Annotated in this window: 12 protein-coding genes and 1 pseudogene; 10 read left to right on the top strand and 3 right to left on the bottom strand. The window is 72.1% G+C overall.

From position 1 onward, the window contains the following. Window positions 1-22: 22 nt before the first annotated feature. The 6 genes and pseudogenes from AB0B14_RS05400 to AB0B14_RS05375 all read left to right on the top strand — a co-directional run bounded on the left by AB0B14_RS05400 (window position 23) and on the right by AB0B14_RS05375 (window position 8773). On the top strand, window positions 23-292 hold the full coding sequence (locus AB0B14_RS05400) for a DUF5988 family protein (protein ID WP_357521455.1): 270 nt from the start codon (window positions 23-25) through the stop codon (window positions 290-292). After that, window positions 289-2094, top strand: a complete 1806-nt coding sequence (locus tag AB0B14_RS05395; protein ID WP_357521453.1) for a methylmalonyl-CoA mutase family protein — start codon at window positions 289-291, stop codon at window positions 2092-2094. The genes AB0B14_RS05400 and AB0B14_RS05395 overlap by 4 nt, the downstream gene beginning before the upstream one ends. A 50-nt stretch (window positions 2095-2144) precedes the next feature. After that, window positions 2145-4283, top strand: coding sequence for a methylmalonyl-CoA mutase (gene scpA / locus AB0B14_RS05390; protein WP_357064977.1), 2139 nt, complete (start codon window positions 2145-2147; stop codon window positions 4281-4283). Next, window positions 4280-5242 (top strand): annotated as a pseudogene (meaB, locus tag AB0B14_RS05385) (methylmalonyl Co-A mutase-associated GTPase MeaB); the annotation flags it as partial. The gene scpA and the pseudogene meaB, both read left to right, overlap by 4 nt. Window positions 5243-5302: 60 nt before the next feature. Then, the gene (gene mce, locus AB0B14_RS05380) at window positions 5303-5749 is read left to right on the top strand and encodes a methylmalonyl-CoA epimerase (protein ID WP_357064979.1); all 447 of its coding nucleotides are present in this window, start codon (window positions 5303-5305) and stop codon (window positions 5747-5749) included. Window positions 5750-6010: 261 nt separating this feature from the next. Continuing rightward, complete coding sequence (locus AB0B14_RS05375) at window positions 6011-8773, top strand: AAA family ATPase (protein WP_357521451.1); 2763 nt, start codon at window positions 6011-6013, stop codon at window positions 8771-8773. 4 nt (window positions 8774-8777) lie between these two features. On the opposite strand, the gene AB0B14_RS05370 is transcribed toward AB0B14_RS05375, so the two are convergent. Continuing rightward, the gene (locus AB0B14_RS05370) at window positions 8778-9617 is read right to left on the bottom strand and encodes a metallophosphoesterase (protein WP_357064917.1); all 840 of its coding nucleotides are present in this window, start codon (window positions 9615-9617) and stop codon (window positions 8778-8780) included. Window positions 9618-9793: 176 nt separating this feature from the next. Between AB0B14_RS05370 and AB0B14_RS05365 the strand changes: the two genes are divergently transcribed. Further along, complete coding sequence (locus AB0B14_RS05365) at window positions 9794-10300, top strand: SigE family RNA polymerase sigma factor (protein WP_357064919.1); 507 nt, start codon at window positions 9794-9796, stop codon at window positions 10298-10300. Further along, window positions 10297-11682 (top strand): hypothetical protein, encoded by a 1386-nt coding sequence (locus tag AB0B14_RS05360; protein ID WP_357521449.1) that lies wholly within the window; start codon window positions 10297-10299, stop codon window positions 11680-11682. The genes AB0B14_RS05365 and AB0B14_RS05360 overlap by 4 nt, the downstream gene beginning before the upstream one ends. A 105-nt stretch (window positions 11683-11787) precedes the next feature. On the opposite strand, the gene AB0B14_RS05355 is transcribed toward AB0B14_RS05360, so the two are convergent. Together AB0B14_RS05355 and AB0B14_RS05350 are read right to left on the bottom strand one after the other, a co-directional pair. After that, a complete protein-coding gene (locus AB0B14_RS05355; protein WP_357521447.1) occupies window positions 11788-12990 on the bottom strand; it encodes a DUF418 domain-containing protein in 1203 nt (400 codons plus the stop codon). 146 nt (window positions 12991-13136) lie between these two features. Beyond that, window positions 13137-13430: a DUF1330 domain-containing protein gene (locus tag AB0B14_RS05350; protein ID WP_357521445.1), complete on the bottom strand. Its 294-nt coding sequence runs from the start codon at window positions 13428-13430 to the stop codon at window positions 13137-13139. A 217-nt stretch (window positions 13431-13647) separates the two neighbouring features. Here AB0B14_RS05350 and fxsT point away from each other — a divergent pair, with 217 nt between their 5' ends. Continuing rightward, a complete protein-coding gene (gene fxsT / locus AB0B14_RS05345; protein WP_357521443.1) occupies window positions 13648-19569 on the top strand; it encodes an FxSxx-COOH system tetratricopeptide repeat protein in 5922 nt (1973 codons plus the stop codon). Window positions 19570-19777: 208 nt separating this feature from the next. After that, complete coding sequence (locus AB0B14_RS05340; protein ID WP_357521441.1) at window positions 19778-21193, top strand: FGGY-family carbohydrate kinase; 1416 nt, start codon at window positions 19778-19780, stop codon at window positions 21191-21193. Window positions 21194-21261: the final 68 nt, after the last annotated feature.

Below are 21261 nucleotides of genomic sequence, written 5' to 3'. Positions count from 1 at the left end.
CGACCCCTGCGGAGGTTGTGCTGTGACGTACCAAGTAGATCCCACCATCGACGGCGACGCGACCGCGCTCGGCATCGCCCCCGACCTGATCGACGCCGTCCTGGAAGGCGGACCCACCTCGTTCCCGGCCCATCTGCGCAGCCACCGGGTGCCCCGGTCGGAGCAGAAGGTCAAGATCGCGCACTACGGCGGCTACGAGCACTTCGAGCGTGGCCCGGACACCGGCGACCCGCTGGTGCGCGGCGGTCCGGTGGTGTTCCGGTGGACGACCCGTACCCGGGTGGCCGAGTGACTGCCGCGCCGGTCGGCCCGCCCGTGGACTCGCCGCTTGTCAGCCAGTGGCGGCGGGCGGCTCTGGGCGCGCTGCGCAAGGGCGGCCGGGCGAGTCCGGACGACACGCCCGACGACGTCGAGACCCGGCTGTCGCACACCACCTACGACGGCCTGACCATCGCACCCCTGTACGCCGGTCCGGCCGCCGTGCGCCCGTCCGGCGTACGGCCCGGTGCCTGGGAGGTGTGTCAGTGGCACGCCGATCCGGACCCGGCGGTCGTCGCCGCGGCGATCGCGGCCGACCTCGGCGACGACGTCACCGCGCTCTGGCTGACCGTCGGCGGCGGCGCGCTGGGCCTGGACCGGCTCGGCGAGGCGGCCGACCCGATTCCGCTGGACCGGGTCGCGGTCACCTTCGACGCGGGCGACCAGCCGATGGTCGCCGCGGCCATCTGGCTGGACCTGGCCCGGCGCCGCGGGGTGCCGGGCACCGCCCTGCGGGGCGGGTTCGGCGCGGATCCACTGGCCGAGCACGCCCGCACCGGTGAACCGGGCGACTCCGGCGCGCTCGCCGCGCTGGCCCGCCGGTGCGAGGTGGAACTGCCCGGCATGCGGGCGGCGATGGTCGACACGACAGTGCACCACGACGCCGGCGCGTCGGACGCCGACGAGCTCGCGGCGTCCCTGGCGACCGGCGTGGCGTACCTGCGGATGATGACGGACGCCGGGCTCGGCGCCGCGGCGGCGCTGGACCGGATCGAGTTCCGCTACGCGGCCACCGCGGACCAGTTCGCCACCATCGCGAAGCTGCGGGCCGCCCGCCGGCTGTGGGCCCGGGTCGCCGAGGCCTGCGGCGCCGCCGGGCACGGCCGGCAGCGGCAGCACGCGGTCACCTCGGCGGCGATGATGACCGTGCGGGATCCGTGGACGAACATCCTGCGTACCACGGTCGCCGCGTTCGCGGCCGCCACCGCGGGCGCCGACGTGATCACCGTGCGACCGTACGACTCGTGCCTCGGGCGGCCGGACGAGACCGCCCGCCGCCTCGCCCGCAACACCCACCCGCTGTTGCGCGAGGAGGCCCACCTGGCGCGCGTCGCCGATCCGGGCGCCGGCTCCTGGTACGTCGAGTCGCGCACCGAGGCCCTCGCACTGCGGGCCTGGGAGCGTTTCGTCGAGATCGAGCGGGCCGGCGGGATGGCCGCGGCCGTGGACTCCGGCCTGCTCGCCGGCTGGTACGACGAGACCTGGGCGGCCCGGTCGGCGAACATCGCCCGGCGGGCCGACCCGATCACCGGAGTGAGCGAGTTCCCGGACCTCGGCGAGCGGTTGCCGGTCCGACCGGCCGCTGCGGCGGTCACCCGGGCCGGTGGCGGGTTGCCGGTCCGGCGGCACGCCACGGTGTTCGAGGAGCTGCGGGACCGCTCCGACGCACACGTCCGGCAGACCGGTGCCCGCCCGACGGTGTTCCTCGTGCCGAACGGCTCGCCCGCCGCCCGGGCGGCCCGGGTCGCGTTCGTGACGAACCTGTTCGCGGCCGGTGGCATCGCGGTCACCGAGGCCGACGGTTCCGCCGATCCGGAGACGATCGCCAAGGTGTTCGTGGACAGTGGCCTGCCGGTGGCGTGCCTGTGCGGCCCGGACGCGGACCGGGACGCGGTCGGCCCGATCGCCGCCGCGCTGGCGTCCGCCGGCGCGACCCGGGTGTGGTGCGCCGGCCCACCCGGCGACCATCCCGGCGTACACGGATATCTGTACACCGGCTGTGACGTCGTGGCGGCGCTCACGGTCACCTTGACCGACCTGGGGGTGGCACAGTGATCCCGGACTTTACCGGCCTGGTGCTCGGCGACCGGCCGGCGCCGGTGACGGTGGCCGCGGACGGTGGCGGGTGGCTGACCCCGGAGGGGATCACGGTGCGCGGCGCGTACGCCGCCGCCGACCTCGACGGCCTGGACCTGGCCACCATGCCGGGCCTGCCACCGTACCTGCGCGGACCGTACCCGACGATGTACACCACCCAGCCGTGGACGATCCGGCAGTACGCCGGCTTCTCCACCGCGGAGGAGTCGAACGCGTTCTACCGCCGCAATCTCGCCGCCGGGCAGAAGGGCCTGTCCGTCGCCTTCGACCTGGCCACCCACCGCGGCTACGACTCGGACCACCCGCGGGTGGCCGGTGACGTCGGCATGGCCGGAGTCGCCATCGACTCCATCCTGGACATGCGGCAGCTGTTCGACGGCATCCCACTGGACCGGACCAGTGTGTCGATGACGATGAACGGCGCGGTGCTGCCGATCCTGGCCCTCTACATCGTGGCGGGGGAGGAGCAGGGCGTACCGCCGGAGAAGCTGGCCGGGACCATTCAGAACGACATCCTCAAGGAGTTCATGGTCCGCAACACCTACATCCACCCGCCCGGCCCGTCCATGCAGATCATCTCGGACGTGTTCGCCTACACCGCGGCGCGCATGCCGAAGTTCAACTCGATCTCCATCTCCGGCTACCACATGCAGGAGGCCGGTGCCACTGCCGACCTTGAACTGGCCTACACGCTGGCCGACGGGGTGGAATACCTGCGCGCCGGTCGCCGTGCCGGGCTGGAGGTGGACGCGTTCGCACCCCGCCTGTCGTTCTTCTGGGGCGTCGGCATGCCCTTCTTCATGGAGGTGGCGAAGCTGCGCGCCGCCCGGCTGCTGTGGGCCCGGCTGGTGGGCGGGTTCGGCGCCACCGATCCCCGGTCGCTGAGCCTGCGCGCGCACTGTCAGACGTCCGGTTGGTCGCTGACCGCGCAGGACGTGTTCAACAACGTGGTACGGACGTGCGTGGAGGCGATGGCCGCGACCCAGGGGCACACCCAGTCGCTGCACACCAACGCGCTGGACGAGGCGCTGGCGCTGCCCACCGAGTTCTCCGCCCGGATCGCCCGCAACACGCAGTTGCTGCTGCAACAGGAGTCCGGCACCGCCCGCGTCATCGACCCGTGGGGAGGCAGCGCGTACGTGGAGCGGCTCACCCACGACCTGGCCGCCCGGGCGGCGGAGCACCTGGCCGAGGTGGAGGCCGCCGGCGGCATGGCCGCGGCCATCGACGAGGGACTGCCCAAGTTGCGCATCGAGGAGGCGGCCGCCCGCGCCCAGGCCCGCATCGACTCGGGCCGGCAGCCGATCATCGGAGTGAACAGGTACCGGCCGGAGACCGAGGAGCAGATCGAGGTCCGCAAGGTCGACAACTCTGCGGTCCGCCGCCAGCAGATCGCACACCTCGCCACCCTGCGCGAGCAGCGTGACAACGCCTCCTGCACCGCCGCCCTGGCCGCTCTCACCGGCGCCGCCGGCCGGGCCGAGTCCGGCGCGCGTGGCCCGGGGCTCTCGGACAACCTGCTCGCCCGGGCGGTCGACGCCGCCCGCGCCGGCGCCACGGTCGGCGAGATGTCCGACGCGCTCGAGCGGGTGTACGGCCGGCACGTCGCGCGGATCCGTACCGTGTCCGGGGTGTACCGGTCGGAGGCCGGCGACACCGGCGCGGTCGACGCCGCAAGGGCCGCGACCGACGCGTTCGCGCGCGCCGAGGGTCGCCGCCCCCGCATCCTGATCGCCAAGGTCGGTCAGGACGGCCACGACCGGGGCCAGAAGGTGGTGGCCACCGCGTTCGCCGACCTCGGCTTCGACGTCGACATCGGACCGCTGTTCCAGACCCCGGCCGAGGTGGCCCGCCAGGCCGTCGACGCCGACGTGCACATCGTCGGGGTCAGCTCGCTCGCCGCCGGGCATCTCGCGCTGGTGCCCGAGTTGCGCCGTGAGCTCGTCGAACTGGGCGGACCGGACATCATGATCGTGGTGGGCGGGGTGATCCCGGCGGACGACCACGAGCCGCTGCGCGCGGCCGGCGCCGCGGCGATCTTCGTGCCCGGCACCGTGCTGGCCGAGGCGGCGATGACGCTGGTGGCGGACCTGGCGGCTCGGCTCGGCCACCGGACCGGCGACGTCGCGGGTGGCGATCTCCGGTGACCCGCCGCGCGGTGGACGCCGACGCGTACGCCGCCGGGGTGCTGGCCGGGCAGCGGGTCGCGGTGGCGCGCGCGATCACCCTCGTCGAGTCGGCGCGAGCGGCCGACCGCGACGCCGCCCGGCGGTTGCTCGAGCTGTTGTCCGCACGCCCCGGCCGCGCGCACCGGGTCGGCGTGACAGGTGTGCCCGGCGCGGGCAAGTCCACGTTCATCGACGCGCTCGGCGCCCACCTGACCGGCGCCGGGCACCGGGTCGCGGTGCTCGCTGTGGACCCGTCGTCGGAACGCACCGGCGGCAGCATCCTCGGTGACCGGACCCGGATGGCGCGGCTGGCCGCCGACCCGGCGGCCTACGTGCGGCCCACCCCGAGCGCCGGCGCCCTGGGCGGGGTCGCCCGCAGCACCCAGCACGCGATCGCCGTGGTGGAGGCGGCCGGGTACGACGTGGTGATCGTGGAGACCGTCGGCGTCGGCCAGGCCGAGACGCTCGTCGCCGACCTGGTGGACACCTTCCTGCTGCTGGCCGTGGCCGGCACCGGCGACGACATCCAGGGCATCAAGATGGGCGTCCTGGAACGCGCCGACGTGATCGCCGTCAACAAGGCCGACGGGCCGGGCGCCGACGCCGCCCGGCGCGCCGCGCGGGAGATCGCCGGGGCTCGCCGGCTGTTGCCGCATTCGGCCGGCCGGACCACTCCGCCGGTGTTGACCTGCAGCGCCCGCGACGGATCCGGCATCGCCGAGGTCTGGGAGCGGGTCCGCGGCCACCACGACGGCCTGGCCGCCTCCGGTGCGCTCGCCGGGCGCCGCCGGGAGCAGGCGGTGGCGCGCATGCGAACGGTGCTGCACGCCACCGTCCAGGATCTGGTCAGCACCCATCCGGTCCTGGCCGCCGCCAGCACGTCGCTGGAACGGGCGGTCCGGGCCGGTCAGCTCGGCCCGGCCGACGCCGCGGAACGGCTCGCCGCCCTGCTCGTACCCCCGGATCGCTTTCCCTCAACCCACGAAAGGCCACACCTGATGCCGTACCAGAACGACAACGCCCTGGGCCTGCGCGGCATCGACCATGTCGGTGTCGCGGTGGCGGACCTGGACCAGGCGATCGCCTATTACGCCGACGTCTTCGGCATGCGCTGCGTACACCGCGAGGAAAACCAGGAACAGGGGGTTCAGGAGGCAATGCTGGAGGTCGGCGGGCCGGGTGGCGCGCGCGTGCAGTTGCTGGCGCCGCTCTCCGAGCAGTCACCGATCGCGCGGTTCCTCGACCGGCGCGGCCCCGGCGTGCAGCAGGTGGCCTACGAGGTCGCCGACATCGAGGCGGCGAGCGAGCTGTTGCGGGAACGGGGAGCACAACTGCTGTACGAGGCCCCGCGGACGGGCACGGCCGGCTCCCTGGTCAACTTCGTGCACCCGCGCTCGGCGGGCGGCGTCCTGGTCGAGCTGGTGCAGCCACACCGTCCCGAGTAGCGACCGGTGGATTCCCCGCCCTACCGGATAACCACCCAAATGCGAGGTCGACGGCAAAAGCCGCAGATATGCATTCGTTGTATTGGGCAACAATTCCTGAGGTCCTCCGCGTGGACCGAATCAGAAGTTACCCAAGGGTTTTCCGATCTCGCGGATAGGATCTCCGGAGTACCCGATGCGGGGAACGTGCCGCAGAAAGCGGAGTGATTCGCGTCAAATTGGATTCGACATTCGAACCATGTGCTGCGGGGGGCCCGGAACATGTCACTGAGCGAACGTCGAGAGCAACTGCTGACGTTGGAGGATGCCTACCGGAGTTGCGTCCGCGGACACGGCCGGGTCGTCGTCGTCAGCGGCCCGCTGGCCGGCGGCAAGACCGCGCTGCTGCACGCCTTCGGTAAGACGGCGGTCGAGTCGGGCGCCCGCTACATCGAGGCGAACGCCTCGCGCACCGAGCGGCGGCTGCCGCTGGGCACGGTCGCCCAGTTGTTCCGTGCCACCCGCCAAGCCGGCGTCGAGGCGGCGGAGTCCGGCCGCATGCTCGACGACGGCGTACTGGCCGCGGTCCTGCACGACGGTGAGCCGGAGGCGCTCGAGGAGGCGCTCGCCCCGGTCCTGCGTGGACTCACCCAACGCCTGCTGGCGCTCGCCGAGCACGAACCGCTGGTGATCGGCATCGACGACGTCCAGTACGCCGACGTACCCTCGCTGCTCTTCCTGGCGCAGCTCGCGCGACGTGCCGAGACCGCCCGGGTGCTGGTCGTCGTCACCGAGGGGCTGCTGGTCCGGCCGGGCCATCCGCTGCTCGCGGCCGAGTTGAGCCGCCGTCCGGGATGCGTGTCGATAAGCGTCGGGCCGCTGTCCGCCGAGGGCGTGGCCGGTCTGCTCGGTGAACTGCTGGACGACGAGCGCGCCACCGTGCTCGCGCCGGCCTCGTACGCGCTGACCGGCGGCAATCCGCTGCTGGTCCGGGCCCTCGCCCACGACGTCCGCTTCGGCGCGCCCGGCGATCCGGTCGAGCCGGTTCCCGGCCGGGCCTTCGAACGGGCCGTGGTGTCCTGCCTGCACCGCGGCGACACCCTGATGCGGCGTACCGCGCAGTGCCTGGCGGTGCTCGGCGAGCCCGCGCCCGCGGAGCGGATCGGTCACATGCTCGACATGCCGGCCGACGTCGCCCGGCGCGCGCTCGCCGAACTCGAGCGCGCGGCGCTGCTGGACGCGTGCTGGTTCCGGCACCCGCGGGTCGCCGCGGCGGTGCTCGACGACATGGACCCGGCCGAACGCGCCGACGTCCACGAGCAGGCGGCGGCCGTACTGCGCCGCGAGGGAGCCCGGGCCGGGCACGTCGCCCGGCACATCGCCGCCACCGAGCGGATCGGCGCGCCCTGGATGGCGCCGGTGCTGCGCGAGGCGGCCGAGCACATCCTCACCGCCGGGGGCGACACCGAGGACGCGTTCGCCTACCTGCGGCTGGCGGCCGGCGCCGGGGACGAACGACACCGCGCGACCATCGCGTCGATGCTGTTGCGCGCGGCGTGGCGGATCGACCCCAACGGCGCGATCCGATACCTCGACGACGCGCTCTCGTACGCCCACCAGGGTCTGCTCGACGAATCCGACACCGTCGCCGTTGCCCGCTACCTGCTCTGGTACGGCCGTCTCGACGAGGCGCTGCGCCTGATGGCCGACCTCGACGGCCGGCACGCCGACCCGACCGGAGCCGACCCGACCCGGCAGGACACCCGCCAACTCCCGGCGTTCGCGTTCCCCGGGCACACCGACGCGCTGCGCGGTTGCGCGAGCGGATCGGCGATGCATCCGGCCGCGGCCTCGATGCGGCAGGTCCTCAAGTCACTGTGGACGGTGCTGGAGGACGGCCCGGACGGCTCGACGGTGCAGCTCGCCCTGCAACTGCTCCAGCGCAGCCACTGGGACGGCGCGATGATCGCCGGATCCACGATGACGCTCACCTCGCTGCTGCTCAGCGACCGGCTCGACATGGCCGCGGTCTGGTGTGACCGCCTGCTGGCCGCGGCCACCCCGGCGCGGGCGCAGACCTGGCGGGCGATCCTGACCGCGATCCGGGCCGAGGTCTCGCTGCGCCGGGGCGACCTGCGCGGCGCCGAGTCACAGGCCCGGGCCGCGCTGACGCTGCTGCCGCCGAGGAGCTGGGGCATCCTGGTCGGGGTGCCGCTGAGCACGCTGCTGCGGGCGGCGACCGAGGCCGCCGACTTCCGGCTCGCGGCGGGTCAGCTCAACATCCCGGTGCCGGCGGCGATGTTCGAGACGCCGCTCGGGCCGCACTATCTCTACGCGCGGGGCCTGTACCAGCTGGCCGGCGGGGATCCGGAGGCGGCACTCTCGGACATCGAGACCTGCGGCACGCTGCTGATCAGGTGGCAGCTCGACCTGCCGGCGCTGATCCCCTGGCGGACCGCTGTCGCCCGGGCCTACGCCGCCCAGGGCCGCACCGGCCAGGCGCGGGCCCTGGTGCAGGATCAGCTGGCCCGGCTGCGCCCCGGGCACCTGCGTACCCGCGGCATGTCGCTGCGGATCCTCGCCGCGGTCAGCGACGAGGCGATGCGACCGGCGCTCCTGAGCGAGGCGACAAGTCTGCTCAAGGCCGCCGGCGACCGGCTGGAGCTGGCCTACGCGTACGCCGATCTGAGCGTGGCCCTGGACCGCACCGGGGAGACCCGGCGGGCCGAGCTGGTGCGCCAGCTCGCCCAGCAACTCGGCATCGAGTGCGGGGTGCCGATGCTGCCGCAGCGGTCGCCGGCGTCCAGCCGGGCCCCGGAGGCCCATCCGGGCACGATGCTCAGCCGGGCCGAACGACGGGTCGCGGCGCTGGCCGCCCTCGGCCACAGCAACCGGGAGATCGCCGGTCAGCTGCACCTCACCGTCAGCACGGTCGAGCAGCACCTGACCCGGGTCTACCGCAAGCTGCGGGTGAGCCGCCGCACCGACCTGCCGCCGGGGCTGCACGTCCACGCCCATCCACGGCGAGTACGGAAGGAGAAGTGAGCGGTCAGCTCCGGGGCAGGATCTGCCGCGGCCCCGGCGGGCGCGAGCCCCGCCGGCCCCACTCGCGCGGATAACCGACCGAGACCTCGGTGTGCGGCACCCCGCCGTGCCAGGTGACACGCGGAATGTGCAGGTGGCCGTACACCACCGCGGCGGCCCGGTAGCGCAGGTGCCACTCCGCTGTCCGGTCGGTGCCGCACCACTGCGCGAACTCCGGGTAGTGCAGCACCCGGGTCGGCTCCCGGACCAGCGGGAAGTGATTGACAAGTACGGTCGGCAGGCCGGGGTCGCAGGCGGCGAGGCGGGCCTCGGTCTCCACGACCCGCCGGTGGCACCACGCGTCCCGGCTCGGGTACGGGTCCGGATGCAGCATGAACTCGTCGGTGCAGACCACGCCGGCGTCGTACGCCAGCTTCAGGCCCTCCTCCTTGGTCCGCGCGCCGGCCGGCCGGAAGCTGTAGTCGTAGAGCACGAACAGCGGTGCGACAGTGACCGGCCCGCCCGCCCCACGCCACACCGGGTAGGGGTCCTCGGGTGTGTGCACGCCCAGCCGCCGGCACACCGACACCAGGTGCCGGTAACGCTCCTCGCCGCGCAGCTGCACGGGATCGTCCTTCGTCGTCCACAGCTCGTGGTTGCCGGGCGCCCACACCACTGTCGCGAAGCGCTTGCTGAGGAGTTCGAGCGCCCACTCGACGTCGGCCGCCATCTCACCGATGTCACCGGCCACCAGCAGCCAGTCCGCGCTGGATTCGGGCCGCAGTTCGTCCGCGACGAACCGGCGATTGTCCGCATATGACACGTGCAGGTCGCTGATCGCCAGCAACTTTCCGGGCGCTTCCACCCGGCCACCCTAGCCCGTCGTGGCGGTGCACTCTCATCGCCGTGTAGCCGTCCCGGCCGAGCGGAGTGCGGCGAGGCTCGGATGAGCCTGGATGCGGCTGGCCGCGCGGCGTCGTTCACAAACGGCCACAACCGATAGGGGGCTCGGGCCACTCCTAGTATTGCGGGGAGGCCGGGTTGCGGAGTGAACGAGAGTACGTCGAGTACGTGCAGGCACGCATGCCGTGGCTGCGGCGGCTGGCGTACCGACTGTGCGGACAGTGGTGGGCCGCTGACGACCTGGTGCAGGAGTGCCTCGTCGCGCTGTACCGGCATTGGCGAAAGGCGTCGGCAGCGGACTCGCTCGACGCCTACGTCCGGGCGATGCTGGTCCATGCCTACCTGGCCGAGCGGGAGCGGTCCTGGAGCCGGCGGGTCCGGCTCGTGGCCGACGTGGTCGGGCCCTCGACAGTGCCGCTGTCCGGCGCCGAACACCACGTCGACCTGCTGGCCGCGCTCACGAAGCTGTCCCGCGGGCAGCGCGCGGTGCTGGTCCTGCGGTACTGGGAGGACCTGGACGTCGGTCAGACGGCGGCGGTGCTGGGCTGCTCGACCGGGACCGTCAAGAGCCAGACCTCGTATGCCATCGCGGCGCTGCGCCGCCTGCTGCCGAACTACGTGCCGGGAGGCTCGGACATCCCATGAGAGAACTCTTCGCCACCCTGCCGGATGATCCTCCGCCGTTGCCACCCGGCTACCTGGACGCCGTGCTCACCCGGGGCCGCCGCTCGGTTCGGCGCCAGCGGATCGGCATCGCGGCGGTAGGGATGGTCGTGGTGCTCCTCCTGGCCGTCCTGGTCGTGCCCGGCGTTCAGCTTCCCCTCCAGACAGCAGCCCCGTCGACGAAGCCAAGCCTGCCGGACCGCTTCGCCGGGTACTCGATGCTCACCAGCACCGTCACGTCGGGTCCACCCGGCCGGGCGATCGCTCTGTACGGCTACGGCAACGGCGAGGCGTTCAACATGTTCCAGTCACTTGTCGTCGGGGCCCACCGGGACACGTACCGGCGCGTCGACGCCATGGAGCAGCGGGACCGACCGTCGGCGCTGCTCGCCCCGGACGGCACCCGCGTACTGACCGGCGACGAACGTGGCGCGACCGGCGACCTGGTCCTCGTCGACCTGACCACCGGCAGGCGCCGGTCGATCCCGCTCGGCGACCCGGTCGGGGTACGGCTGCTCGCCTGGTCCCCCGACGGTCGCCACGTCGCATACAGCGCCGCGCCCCTCACCGGCTCCGGCGAGTTCGGCACCGTCAACGTCGTCGAGGCCGAGGTGGCCCGCATCGGCACGCTGCGGCTGCTCGACCTGTCGACCGGACGCAGCACCGAGGTGCCGGCGATCAAACCGGCCTGGACGGCGTCGTTCGCCCCGGACAGCCGCCGGCTCGCCGTACAGGTCGGCCAGGCGGCCCACCTGATCGACATCGACGGCCACGAGTACGGCAGCGTCCAGATCACGGCCGGACGCGAGCTGGCCGCCAACGTCGCCTGGTCGCCGGACGGCAGGTTCCTCGCCACCGTGCCATGGCTCTACGACGGGCCGTTCAACGGCACCACCGGCGGCGACACCGGCCATGGCACCTTCCTGTGGAAGGTCGGCAACGTCGAGTTCCTGCCTCTCACGGGCGCCGACACACCACCGGCACCGGTCACGGACGTCGTGCAACTGCTCGGCTGGCGCTCTGCGGGCAGTGTGGTCGTCGCGGCCACCAACGACGCCGGTCACGCGTCATTGGCGGAGGTGCGACTCGACTCCGGCAACCGCCGGACGATGTCCCGCTTCGACACTGGCCACAGCTGCGAACTGGGCACCCAGCCCTGCCAGCTGTTCGACCTGCACCTCGCCACCGGTCTGCTGCCCGACCTGACCGTCCGGACCGCCGGCCGCCCGCGGCGGGGCCCATGGCCGACGCCCGTGAACGCCGTCCTCGGCGTCGTCGTCCTCGGGGTCGCCCTCCTGCTGTGGCGCCGGAGACGTGCGCGGACGCGTTCCCGACGGCCGGGAGGGGACTCGCCTCGGGCCTAGGGTCTGTGTCAAAGCCCCTGGCCGGCCTGCGGCGGGCCCAGACGACGACCGGCGGAGATCCGGCCGAGCCGGCACCGGGGCGGCAGGCCGCCCCACCGGGACCCGTCATGCCGGGTCCCCGGCCCGCAGGCGTGGCCACCGCTGCTCGGTCCAGGCCCGCAACAGCCACTCCATCGGGCCGTACCGGAACCGGGCCATCCACACCGCGCTGAGGGCGACCTGCACACCGTAGATCGCCACCGCGATGAGGACGACGCCCAGGGGCGCGACGGTACCGGCGAGTCCCAGCCCGACACCGGTGAAGACCAGCACGCAGAGCAGCGACTGACCCAGGTAGTTCGACAGGGACATCCGACCCGCCGGGGCGAGCACGGCGACGACCCGGCGCCCCCGGTCGGTCTGGAAGAACTGGAGCAGGCTGGCGGCGTACGCGGCCGCGAGCAGCGGCGCGGTGAGCACACCCGCCGTCAGGCCGGTCAGGTTGGCGGTGCCGCCGCCCGATGCGAAGATCACCCCACCGGCCAGGCCGACCGGATAGCCCACCTGCTGTACCCGACGCAGGAGCTGCCGGTTCCCGGCGACGTTGGTGAGGAGCCGCCGCCGTCCGGCCGCGTAACCGAAGAGGAAGGCCGAGAGGGCGAGCGGCCCCTGCACGAGGAGGGCGCCGAACATCGCCGGCAGCTGACGTACGTGCTCGGCGATCACGGAGCCCAGCCCGCCCTGTAGTGCCTCGGTGGACCGCTGCCCCGCCGCGAGTGCGGTCGCCGGATCGGTCACCAACTGGGTCCCGGCCGTGGCGGCGAGCGCGAGGACGAAGCCGATCCCACAGGTCACCAGCACGGCGGTGCGCAGCGCGGTCCCGACGCTGACTCGCCGCATGGCGAGCAGGACCAGGCCGAGCAACGCGTACGTGGTCAGGATGTCGCCCTGGAACAGCAGCACCGCGTGCAGGATGCCGAGCACGAAGAGCCCGGCCAGCCGGCGCCGGAACCGTGGAGCGAAGTCGACGCCGCGCCGCGCGGCGGAGTCGAGCTGGAGCGTGAAGCTGTAGCCGAACAGAAAGGAGAAGAGCAGGTACGCCTTCATCGCGAGGAACATCTCGACCAGAAACCGGACCGAGTGGTCGCTCCACGAGTCGTGCGTGGGATCCGGAATGAGCTGGAAGGAATAGCCGGAGGCGAAGTAGGCGATGTTGACGATCAGGATGAATAGCAGCGCCACGGCGCGCAGGGCGTCGACGTCGACGATCCGGGAGAGCGTCCCGGGCGCTCGATTCTCGACGGTCGGGTCTTCGATGGAAGGATTCACGTGACTACCTCCGGAACGGACAGGAGCAGTGTGAGACAACTCTCCTGTGACCCTAGGAAGTGGCCTGTCCGGATGACATCCAGTGAGCGGGAAGGTCGCCGGTGGGGTAGGCCCTACCCCGGCTCCCGGCCAGCATTGGGCGTCGGTCAGTCGACGCCTTCGACGATGCGGAAGTCACGTTCGACGCCGTCGGAGAGGGCGACCAGCGCCTCCTGGTAGGCCGCACTCTCGTATGTCGCGACGGCCTTTTCGAAGCTGTCGAACTCGACCAGGACGGTACGTTCGGCGATCCCGGCGTCGTAGGCGGCGACTCGGCCGCCACGGACGAGGGTCTGCCCGCCCCCGGCCCTGGCTGCCGGACCGGCCAGCTTGTTGTAGGCAGCCAGCTTCTCCGGGTCGGAAATGGTGCGGTAGACGCTGACCCAGTAGCCCTTGGGCATGGAACCTCCAGTGTGGGGATGAGTGCATCTGACTTACGGTTCTCCGGCTCCGGATTGTATTCGCGCGGCGAGAGGATGGTCGTTCGGTTAGGTGTGGGTAACGCGACGCAGCTCGGTGTCTGTTCGCGAGGGATTGTCGGTGACACGTATCCGTTGGCCGTGGTGCGCCATCCGTCAGGTCGATCCCGGGGGAGGTCATCCACGCTAACCTCTGGGCATGAGTGGGCCGGCGTGGCTGGAGTTCGCCGATCACCTTGGCTCCATCGTCGGGGCGGCAGCAGGCGTACTCAGCGTGGTCCTCGTCCTTCTGCACGCCCGGACGGCGTCACCCAGGCGCAGCGCGGTCGCCGCACCGTCACGCTGGCTGTGGGTCAGCGTTGTCTGCGGGCTGCTCGCGCTCCTCGTCGCCGCGCTCCACTTCCTCGGGGGTAGGACGTTCGGGCTCGTGGTGCCGATGTCCGTGGCAGCGCTGGCCCTCGGGGCTGCCTCCACGGCGATGCATCTCGTCGACCGCCGCCGGCCACTGCTCGCCGATCAGCATCCGCTGCGTGCGCTGCTGACCGCGCAGTGGGAGGACGCGGCGACGCACAGGTACCAGTTCTTCTCTGGCCACGCACCGGCCCTGCCGAAGATCTACGTCGAGCAGCGGGCCATGACGCCGGCCGACCTCACCGGCGAGGCGCAGCCCGCGGTGCTGACCGTTCCGCAGCTGCTGGACCGCCCCGACAACGCCCTGGTTGTGGCCGAGCCGGGCATGGGTAAGTCCACGATGGTGGCTCTCATCCAGCACCTGCAGTCGCGGTGGTGGCTCGACGCCAAGCGCGGCACCCGGCTCAGCCGTGCGCCGTTCGGGCCGGTCGTGCCGGTCGCGGTGCCGGCCACCGCTCTGGTCGACAGCCGCCTTCCCGACGCCTTGGCGAGGGCCCACCGGCAGGGGAGCCGGCTCGACGTCGACGCCGTGAACTTCACGGTGCCCCCGCTGCCCGGCACCCGGTGGTTGATCCTCATCGACGGGGTCGACGAGGTGCTGAGCGGCAACGACCGCTCGGACGTGGTCATTCGAATCGCGGGCTGGTTGCACCAGTCAGATCCGGCGCAACGGTTCCTGGTGGCCACCCGTCCGCTGCTCTTCGGCGAGTTGGCCGAGGTCAAGGGCCGTTCCGTGGCGGAGTTCGCGCTGCGCCGATTCGATTCCACCGACCTGGAGACGTTTGCCGAGAGGTGGTTCGCGGCGCGGACCGAGAGCGGTGACGGCGCTGCGGCCGCGCAGCGGTATCTCCGTGCGATCGCGGCGGCCCGGCTTGGCGCCGTCGTCGAGGTGCCGCTCCTGGCCACCATCGCGGCGCTGGTCTTCGAGCATGATCAGCAACGACCGCTACCGAGTAGTCGCACCGAACTGTACGCGGAGTTCGTCCGTCATCTGCTCGCTGGCAGGCCGGCGGCCGTCGAACAGCGCGACCGGATCCGTGCCGAATTCGAGCGCTACGGCGATCCCGGCCGGCAGTTCTGGACCTGGCTCGACAGGCAGCTGAAGAACCTGGTCGAGCACCTCGCTGACGCGCAGTTGACCAACGACACGCTGTCGCTTGTCGAACAGGCCCGTACCTGGGTGCGTGACCACGCGTCGCCGGACACGCTCGACGCGGTCCCCGACTGGGACCGGCACGTCCGCGCGATGCTGACCAGCACGTCCGTGCTCGTCGAACGAGGCTCGGGCCTCGCCTTCACCCACCGCAGTCTGGCGGAGTTCCTCGCTGCCGGTGAGCGGGCGAGGCACTTCGACGAAGCCGCGTGGCTGGCTGACGTGCGGGCCCCCAACCGGCGCAACCTGGCGTTGTTCGTGCTCGGTCGTCGACAGTACGTACCGGCGGACCCACTCGTCGAGACGCTCCTGAACAGTCAGGACACCGACGTCGCCATCGCCGGCGAGATCCTCGCCGAGGGCATCGACGTCGCCGGGCCACTGCGTCGCCGGGTCATCGATGCCCTGCTCGCCCAGCTCGCGGCCGAGGATCCGACCGCACCCGAGGCGCTGCGGGTGCTGATCGCGCTCTGCCGTGACGAGGATGTCGTCGCCGCGCTGCGTGCGATCGTCGCGGACGTCGCGGCGCGGCCCTGGGTGCGGTTGCTGGTCGCGGACGCACTCGACGAGGCAGCCGTGACCTCGGGCAGCGTCCAGTCGCTCGTCGCGGACCCGTCGTTGCCCGGCAGTGTCCGCCACTGGGTGCAGCGGGCCGCGCCGGAGCGGGCCGGTGCTCGTTCCACCGACGCCGAGGCGGCCTCGGCGCCGAGCCATCTCCAGGCGTTCGCGTACCGCCGAGCCCTCACCGAAGGCCACAGCGAGCCGGGATACCGGCTGGCGGTCGCGCTCGAACTCGCCGATGCGGGCGACCCGTCGGGAACCACGGCGCTGCGCGGCTGCTGCGTCGACAGTGCCCTGCGGGTCGACCTGCGGTTACAGGCGGCCCGTGCGCTGCTTCGGGTCGCCGCCGCCGATCAGCTCGATTGGTTGCGCGGGCTGTCCGCCGACGAAAACCGTGAACTCGATTCGCGGGCGGCGGCGGTGACGGCGCTGCTCGAACTCGACGACAACGACGCCGAGCCGCTGGTCCGTCAGCTGCTCGCGATGGACGACACGCTCGCCAGCCGGTTGCCGGCCATGCGCATCGCGCTCGACCCGGCAGCCAGGCCCGGCCGGAGCGGTCGCGACCGTATCGAAGAGGGACTGTTCCGCGTCGGCGGCAGGAGCCTGGTGGACGGCGGCGCCTCCCGGTCCGGGGAGGCGACGGGATCCGGGCAGATCATTACCTTCTACTCGTACAAGGGCGGCACCGGCCGGACGATGGCACTGGCGAACGTCGCCTGGATCCTCGCGAGCAACGGCTACCGCGTCGCCGTGCTCGACTGGGATCTGGAGTCGCCAAGCCTGCACCGGTACTACCGACCGTTCCTACCCGATCAGGCGCTGAGGACGTCGCCTGGCCTGATCGACATGCTTCGCACGTTCGCCGCGACAAGGATGGAGACAGCTGACGACCTCGCCGCGGTGGCGGAGGCGTCGGCCGACGTCAGTTCCTACGCCCTCAGGCTCGGCTGGGCCTTTCCGGACAACGGCCTGATCGACCTCATCCCACCCGGGCGGCAGGACGCCGCGTACTCGAGATCCGTGGCCACGTTCGACTGGAGCTCCTTCTACGAACGGCTCAACGGGTACGCCCTCTTCGAGGCCCTCAGGGCGCACCTGCGCCGCAGCTACGACTTCGTGCTGATCGACAGCCGAACGGGCCTGGGTGACTTTGCCGGTATCGCCACCGTCCAGCTCCCCGACGCGGTGGTCAACTGCTTCACGATCAGCGAGACGAGCGTCGAGGGCGCTGTCGCCGTCGCCCGGTCGATCAGCCAGCAACGGCCAGGTGATCCGGTGCGGATGTTCCCGGTGCCGATGCGCGTCGAGGACGGCGAGCGGGCGAAGGCCGAGGCCGGCCGTGTCTACGCCCGAGCGCGATTCGACCCGATGCTCACGTCGTCGGGCCGCGCCGACCTCGACCGATACTGGGCCGAGATGGAAATTCCCTACAAGCCGTTCTACGCCTACGAGGAGATCCTGGCGGCCTTCGGCGACGTGCCCGGGGTGAGAAGCTCGCTGCTCGCGGCGTACGAGCGGCTCACCAGCGAGATAACCGGCACCCGTCTGAAGCTTCCGCCCATGGATGACCGGGATCGCCTCCGCTGGCTGGCCGACTTCACCCGCTACCCGACGCGATCCGCATCGATGGCATTGACGATCAGCTACGCGGCGTCAGACCGGATGTGGGCCGAGTGGATACGCGCCGAGTTGGAGTCGGCAGGTCAGCCCAGCACCCTGTTCGAGGTCCGCGACTGGAGGGCGGCGATGATTGACGCCGACCGGATGGTGGTGGTGTTGACACGCGACTACCTGGACGCCCCGGAAGCTGCCGATGTCGGGCGCGTCGGAGGCGAGCGACCGCCGCACGGGCCCGCCCCGTATCTGCTGCCGATCCGGGTCGGCGCGGTCCGACCACCGCGCGCCTTCGCCGCCATTCCCTCCATCGACCTGGTCGGCATGTCCGAGGGCCCGGCACGTGAGGCGCTGTTCGCCGCACTGCAACCGCCGAACCCGGTTCGTCGCGTCCCGGGAGCCCTGCCCCGAATGCCCACCGTTGCGCCGGAGGTGTGGCAGGTACCGCCGCGCAACCTCGAATTCGTCGGCCGAGGCACGATTCTGGAGGCGCTGTACGAACGATTGGCCGAGCACGGCACCGCGGTGGTCCAGGGCATGGCCGGCACCGGCAAGACCGAGCTGGCGAAGGAGTACGCCCACCGCTTCGCCTCCGCGTACCGGCTCGTCTGGTGGGTGTCGACCGACGATTCCCGATCCATCCCGGCTCAGCTCGCGCAGCTCGAAGCGGCGCTCGGCCTCACGGGCAACCTTCTGGATCACCTCGGGCGGACTGACCACTGGCTCGTCGTATTCGACAACGTGGACGACCCGGAGACCCTGCGACAGTTCCTGCCCCGTGGCCCCGGCAGCGTGCTGATCACCTCGCGCAGCGCGGCCTGGCGGGACGAAACCGACGTCCTGGACCTCGCCGGATTCGACCGGGCCGAGTCCGTCACACTGATCACGCGCCAAGTGCCTGGCCTCGCGCCGAGCGACGCCGCGACGATCGCCGAACGCCTCGGCGACCATCCGCTTGCGGTGAGCCTTGCCGGGTCGTTGCTCGCCACCACGGCCACGCCGGTGCCGGAGTTTCTGGAGCGCCTCGACAGCATGCCGACCCGCCACGGGGTCTCGTCCACGTTGGGGCTGACGGCTCAGCGTCTTCGTGCGCAGCGGCCGGCCGCCTACCGACTGTTGGAACTCATCGCCTGCTTCGAGCAGGAGACGATTCCCATTCGCGCGCTGTCGTCGCCGGTGTTCCTGGACGAACTCGACAGGTACGAACCCGACCTCGAAGGCTCCACCGCGGCGTTGATTCGCGACATCGCCCGGCTCGGCCTGGTGCGGATCGACACCGACGCCGCCACGGTCAGCACGCATGATCTCGTGCGGCGCGTCATCCAGGAGATGATGCCCGACGAGCAGCTTGCCGCCACCCGAGCCATCGTCGGACGGCTGTCCGCCGAAGGCGCGCCGGAGGACCGCCCCGACCTGTCCGGCGACTTCCAGCGCGCCGTGGAGGTGGCGCGCGACACGTGGGAGAAGCGCCTGTCGACCGGCGGCGTCAACGATCCGCAGACCCTTGCGGCCAGCCACGACCTGGCCGTCGCTCTGCTGCTCCTCGGCGAGCACACCGAGGCGACCGAGAGGGACTGGGACACTTACGGCCGCAGACTGCGTAGCCTCGGTCCGCGGCACGCGGCGACACTGCTGAGCGAGGACAGCTACGGTCGCGACCTGCGCGAGCTCGGCGACTACGACGGCTCGCGCAGCCAGTTGGCCCGGACCCTGGAGATCGCCAGCAGCGAGTTCGGCACCGACCATCCGCTGAGCCTGCGCGTCGCCAGGAACCTCGCGCTGAGCCTGCGGCGTCTGGGAGACCTCGAACAGGCCCACCTCCTGGTCACACACGCGCACGACCGCTGGGCGGCGACACTGGGTCGGCAACACCCCGAGACTGCCGCCTGCGCGGCGGAACTGGCCTGCATCTGCTCTGCCCTGGGCGACAGCCACCAGGCGGAGTGGCAGGCCACTGCCGCGGTCGCGGCGTACCGCAACACGTACGGGAAGGACCATCCGCTCACGCAGGTGGTCGCGAACACGCTGGGTGTCGTCCTGATCGGTGCCGGGGACCGCACGGGTGCCCGCGGGGTGTTGGAGGAGTGCGTGGGGCGCCTCCGCGAACGGCTCGACGAGCGCCATCCGTACGTGTTGGCCGCGGAACTGAACCACGCCGCCACCCTGGATGACAGCGACCAGGCGAGACGCCTCGATGAACAGGCCCATACCCTGCTGGCCGCCCGCTACGGCCCGCACCACCCGCTGACCACAGCGGCCGCGACCAATGCCGCGCGTGCAGCGGATGACCGGGCAAGACTCACTGTCGACCTCGAACCACTTGTCATCGGCAGAGCAACGGCTCCCTGGACCGATCTGGACGGTCGTCGTCGCGGATGATCTACCTTCCGTTCCGGTTGGATACCCGTGCGGAACGCCCCCGGTGGCGACCGGGCCGATGAGGGCTCCGGCGTCGCCGCGATGCCGGTACCGGGTCTGGATGACCCCGCCGGCCGGCCGCGCCACAGTCTTGACAGCGCCGTGGTACCGCCAAATAATTCAGCCGTTGAACAAATTTGGCCGGTGATCGACAACCCCGGGAGGAACGGTGCCACTCGTCGCCGGGGTCGACTCGTCGACCCAGTCGTGCAAGGTCGTCATCCGCGACGCCGAGACCGGGGAGTTGGTGCGCGAGGGCCGCGCACCGCACCCGCACGGCACCGCTGTGCCGCCGGCCGCCTGGGAGGCCTCGCTGTCCGACGCGCTCGCACAGGCTGGCGGTCTGGACGACGTGGCGGCCCTTTCGGTAGCCGGGCAGCAGCAGGGCATGGTGTGCCTGGACGCCGAAGGCGCCGTGGTTCGGGACGCGTTGCTGTGGAACGACACCCGCTCGGCCGGCGCCGCCACCGACCTGATCTCGGATCTCGGTGGGGGCGAGGCCGGGCGGCGAGCCTGGGCGGAGGCGGTCGGCCTGGTACCGGTGGCCAGCTTCACCGTCAGCAAACTGCGCTGGCTGGCCTCGGTCGAGCCCGAGAACGCCGCCCGTACGGCTGCGGTGTGTCTGCCGCACGACTGGCTGACCTGGCGTCTGGGCGGCGCGCCGGGGCTGGATGCGCTGTGCACCGACCGCAGCGACGCCAGCGGGACCGGGTACTGGTCGGCCGCGGCCGGTGCGTACCGGTCGGACCTGATCCGGTTGGCGTTCGGTCGCGATGGCCTGCTGCTGCCGCGGGTGCTCGGGCCGACCGGCCGGGCCGGTCACCTGCGCACCGGCGCGCCGCTGGGTCCCGGCGCAGGCGACTGCGCCGCGGCGGCACTGGGCGTCGGCGCCGAGTCGGGCGACGTCATCGTGTCGATCGGCACCTCCGGCATCGTGTCCACCGTTTCTGATGTGCCGGCCGCCGACGCGAGCGGGATCGTGGCCGGGTTCGCCGACACCACCGGCCGTTTCCTTCCGGTGGTGTGCACGCTCAACGCCGCCCGGGTGCTGGACGCGGCCGCGACCATGCTGCGGGTGGACCACGCGGCGCTGTCCACGCTGGCGCTGTCCGCCCCGCCGGGCGCCGACGGGCTGGTCCTGGTGCCCTACCTGGAGGGCGAGCGCACACCCAACCGCCCGCACGCCACCGGAGCCGTACACGGCCTGACCCTGCGGACCTCGACCCCCGCGCACCTGGCACGTGCGGCGGTGGAGGGCATTCTGTGCGCACTCGCCGATGGGCTGGACGCGATGATCGCGCAGGGCACGACGGTCAACCGGATCATCCTGGTCGGCGGCGGCGCCCGCTCGGAGGCGGTCCGCCGGATCGCGCCCACGGTCTTCGGCTGCCCCGTGCTCGTCCCCCCACTGGGGGAGTACGTCGCGGACGGTGCCGCGCGCCAGGCGGCCTGGGTGCTGTCCGGCGACCAGCGGCCGCCGGCGTGGACGATCGGGCAGGTCGAGGTGTACGACGCGGACGCCGTGCCGGCAGTCCGCGAACGGTACGCCGCCGCCCGCGCGAACGTCTCCGACCGCGCTGACTGACGGCGCGTTCGCCGCGGTCGAGGCTGGTGGGTGGGAGTTCGTCGGCTCAATGATCCGGTGTGGGAGGC

The sequence above is a fragment of the Micromonospora sp. NPDC049171 genome, from assembly GCF_040648275.1.
Classification (GTDB): Bacteria; Actinomycetota; Actinomycetes; order Mycobacteriales; family Micromonosporaceae; genus Micromonospora.
The sequence above is the reverse complement of the archived record's forward strand: the minus strand, read 5'-3'. Positions and strand labels throughout refer to the sequence as shown.

Bases quoted from the DNA above. Each gene is read 5' to 3' on its own strand.
- fxsT (WP_357521443.1), top strand. From the start codon at position 13,648: ATGAGTGGGCCGGCGTGGCTGGAGTTCGCCGATCACCTTGGCTCCATC.
- AB0B14_RS05375 (WP_357521451.1), top strand. From the start codon at position 6,011: ATGTCACTGAGCGAACGTCGAGAGCAACTGCTGACGTTGGAGGATGCC.
- AB0B14_RS05360 (WP_357521449.1), top strand. From the start codon at position 10,297: ATGAGAGAACTCTTCGCCACCCTGCCGGATGATCCTCCGCCGTTGCCA.
- mce (WP_357064979.1), top strand. From the start codon at position 5,303: ATGCCGTACCAGAACGACAACGCCCTGGGCCTGCGCGGCATCGACCAT.
- AB0B14_RS05350 (WP_357521445.1), bottom strand. From the start codon at position 13,430: ATGCCCAAGGGCTACTGGGTCAGCGTCTACCGCACCATTTCCGACCCG.